Source organism: uncultured Porphyromonas sp. (assembly GCF_934359325.1).
GTDB lineage: Bacteria > Bacteroidota > Bacteroidia > Bacteroidales > Porphyromonadaceae > Porphyromonas_A.
Genome location: NZ_CAKRLH010000177.1, coordinates 1 through 3344, shown reverse-complemented (window position 1 = coordinate 3344; position 3344 = coordinate 1). Strand labels below are relative to the sequence as shown.

3 protein-coding genes and 1 pseudogene are annotated in these 3344 nt (G+C 60.9%); all 4 read right to left on the bottom strand.

The features are described 5' to 3' along the window. Window positions 1-305: 305 nt before the first annotated feature. Window positions 306-890, bottom strand: coding sequence for a crossover junction endodeoxyribonuclease RuvC (ruvC, locus tag Q0F21_RS06500; protein ID WP_297238449.1), 585 nt, complete (start codon window positions 888-890; stop codon window positions 306-308). A 4-nt stretch (window positions 891-894) separates the two neighbouring features. Further along, a complete protein-coding gene (locus Q0F21_RS06495; RefSeq protein ID WP_297238447.1) occupies window positions 895-2118 on the bottom strand; it encodes an LL-diaminopimelate aminotransferase in 1224 nt (407 codons plus the stop codon). 6 nt (window positions 2119-2124) lie between these two features. Further along, the gene (gene dapF, locus Q0F21_RS06490; protein ID WP_297238445.1) at window positions 2125-2925 is read right to left on the bottom strand and encodes a diaminopimelate epimerase; all 801 of its coding nucleotides are present in this window, start codon (window positions 2923-2925) and stop codon (window positions 2125-2127) included. Between the two features lie 147 nt (window positions 2926-3072). After that, window positions 3073-3344, bottom strand: a pseudogene (locus tag Q0F21_RS06485) (potassium transporter TrkA); the annotation flags it as partial.

The following is a 3344-nucleotide window of genomic DNA, read 5'->3' as shown; positions in this document are numbered from 1 at the left end:
TCTCTTCTTTACTTTAAGGCTCAAATGCGTCACCCCTGGTGGTTGGGGTAGTGTGATCCTCTGAGACTGACGAAATAACATCGGCTATTACTTGACGACCTCGTTGTCGCAGCCAATGCCTAAGGCACAGGTTTAGAGTATAGATCAATCTCAAAGGGGCTGCCTCACCGAGAAGTGAGGCAGCCCCTTTGGCATCGATGTGACAAATCTTTTACTTAAGAGACAGAAGAAGACCAGACGATACTACACCCTCCCTTTCCCCTCGTATCTTTGCACCAAGTCGTATCACCGAGTTCTCCGCACCCTTACTTGACGACCTTGTCGGGATGGTTGCGGAGGTAGTCGCGCCACGAGGAGGAGCGACCGCCCGTGACCGGTCCGCGACCTGCGGAGAGGACGTGGCAGACCGCCGCACCGGTGGCGTCGGTGGCGTCGAGTGCATCCATCATCGCCTCTGGGGGGATGGAGAGCATCTTGCGGAGGTAGTAGGCGACCTGCTCCTTGGAGGCGCTGCCGTTGCCGGTCACCATCTTCTTGATTGTCGATGGAGGGTACTCCGTCACCGGTAGGTCAGCGAGCTGAGCTGCGACGATTGCCGCCCCCTGGGCGCGCCCTAGCTTGAGCATACTCTGTACGTTTTTGCCATAAAAGGGCGCCTCGATCGCCAGCTGATCGGGGTGGTAGCGAGCAATGAGCTGAGAGACTCCCTCGTGGATCTTGCGCAGGCGGAGGTAATTGCTCGCATAGCGGTCGAGCTTAAGCACACCCATGGCGATGAGCCGCATTTTGCGTCCCCGGGCGGCGATGATGGCGTAGCCCATCACGATCGTCCCCGGGTCTATCCCGATGATGATCTGCTCTCGTGCTCTCTCGGCGACAGGCGTGCCCATCGGGTCAGCCGAGGATCCGCTTCATCGCCCGCTCCGTCAGCTCGTGGGTGGAGAAGCCGGAGAGGCGGAAGTAGCCCTCGCCCTCGGGACCGAAACCGACGCCCGGCGTACCCACCACGCCCTTCTCCTCCAGGAGGTACTGGAAGAAGTCCCAGCTCTGCGGGTGGCTCTCCGGAGTCTTGATCCAGATGTAGGGCGCCGAGATCCCGCCGAAGACCTCCATACCCCGCTCTGCAAAGGCGGCGCGAATCATCCGGCAATTCTCGAGATAGTAGTCGACGTGGTCGCGGATCTGCGCCTGCGCCTCAGGCAGGTAGGAGGCGGCGGCACCGACCTGAGAGATGTAGGAGGCACCATTAAACTTCGTCCCCTGACGCCGCGCCCAGAGCCGATTGAGCTCCACCTCTGAGCCGTCCTCGAGGTGCGCCTTCAGAGCGTGCGGGACCACCGTGTAGCCACAGCGGACCCCGGTGAAGCCGGCAGACTTGGAGAAGCTGCGGAACTCGATCGCGCACCGATCTGCTCCCTCCAGCTCGTAGATGCTGTGGGGTACGTCCTCCTCCCGGATGTAGGCCTCATAGGCTCCGTCGAAGAGGATCACCGCATCCTCAGCGAGGGCGTAGTCGACGAAGCGCTGCAGGTCAGCCCGCTTGAGTACCGTGCCGGTCGGGTTATTTGGGTAGCATAGGTAGAGCAGGTCGACGTGGCGGGAGGGTAGGGGGGGGATAAAGCCATTCTCCTTATTGCACGGCAGGTACTCCAGCCTCGTCCACCGTCCGTCGCGGTACTCTCCGCAGCGGCCCATCATAGCATTGGTCTCTATGTAGGCGGGGTAAACCGGATCGGTCACGGCGACCATCACGCTGTCGTCAAAGATGTCGACGATATTGGAGGCGTCCGGTCCCGCACCATCGCTGATGAAGACCTCCGACCAGTCGACCGGAAGCCCCTTACTGCGGTAGTCCTTGGCGATGCGCTCTCGGAGGAACTTATGCCCTACCTCGGGGCCGTAGCCGTGCATCGTCTCGCTGTGACCCAGCTCCTCCACTGCCTTAGCCATAGCCTGTAGGCAGGCATCCGGCAAGGGAAGCGAGACATCGCCGATGCCCATCCGGATCAGGTCGGCATCGGGATGGTGCTTGAGGTGGCGGTCGATACGGTCATTGATCTCCACGAAGACGTAGCTGTCGGGGAGCTTGAGGTAATTGGTGTTGATCTTATGATTCATAGGGATTTATCTTAGCTGAAGTGTGCCATCAAATACCCGGGTGGCGGGTCCGGTCATGTAGAGTGGCCGGCTCTCCTCTCCGCTCCACTCGATCGTCAGATCGCCGCCCGGCATGCGTACGCAGACAGGGGAGACCGCCAGCCCGAGGCGGATCGCCACAGCGGCCGAGGCGCAGGCTCCAGTACCACAGGCTTGGGTCAGTCCGGAGCCGCGCTCCCATACCCGCATCTCGAGGGTGTGTCGGTCGATGGGGCGGATCACCTCCACATTCGTCCCCTCGGGGAAGCACCGGCTCTGCTCCAGCAGCGGCCCCTTGGTCTCGAGGGGGAAGTCCTCCTGTGAGAGGACGACGTAGTGGGGGTTGCCCATGCTTGCGACGTAGCCCTCGACCCCTTCGACCATCTCGGGGGTCTCGATCACCTCGGGGATGCCCATCTCGACACGCGCTCCGGTGACCTCCTTTTCTTCATCAAATAGGAGATCCACAGTCAGGAGTCCAGCCCCGGTATGGATGCGAAGGGAGGTCTCCTCGGTATGCCCATCCTCGTGGAGGAGCTTGGCGACGCAGCGGATCGCATTGCCGCACATCTCCGCCTCGGAGCCGTCCTTATTGTATATATGCATCTCGAAGCTCTCTGCATCGTGCCGGGAGTAGGTCACCACGCCATCGTCCCCGATGCCGGTGTGGCGGTCGGAGTAGCGCCGGGCGATTGCCGGATAGTCGAGGGAGGGGTAGCGGTCACGATCGATGTAGATGTAGTCGTTGCCCAGGGCCTCCATCTTGGTGAAGTGCAGGATCTCGGTCATTGCTTTGCTTTCAAATTCTTGCTCTGATGTCCAAAGGTACCCATTTTCGTCCGTCCTCCATTTTCGTCCGTCCTCGTCGGAAACGCAAGCAGGGGTGCCTTGTCGACAAGACACCCCTGCGGAGTATGACAAACTGAGTCCCGGGAGTTAGGAGAGGAGTAGAACCATCCACTGGGCCGCCATAACTCGGAGGAAGAGGGTGAGCGGGTAGATGGTGGCGTAGCGGACGGAGGGGATGTTATTCTTCGTCGCATCCGGGGTGAGGGAGAGCGCCGGCGCAAAGGTCATACTCCCCGCCACGTAGCCGAGGAGGGTGAAGTAGTCCAGCCGGAGCCAGAGCCGTCCAATGATCAGTGTGATCCAGAGCGGGATCATCATCATAAGCGCTGCGTAGCCCATCCAGACCAGTCCCCCGCTGG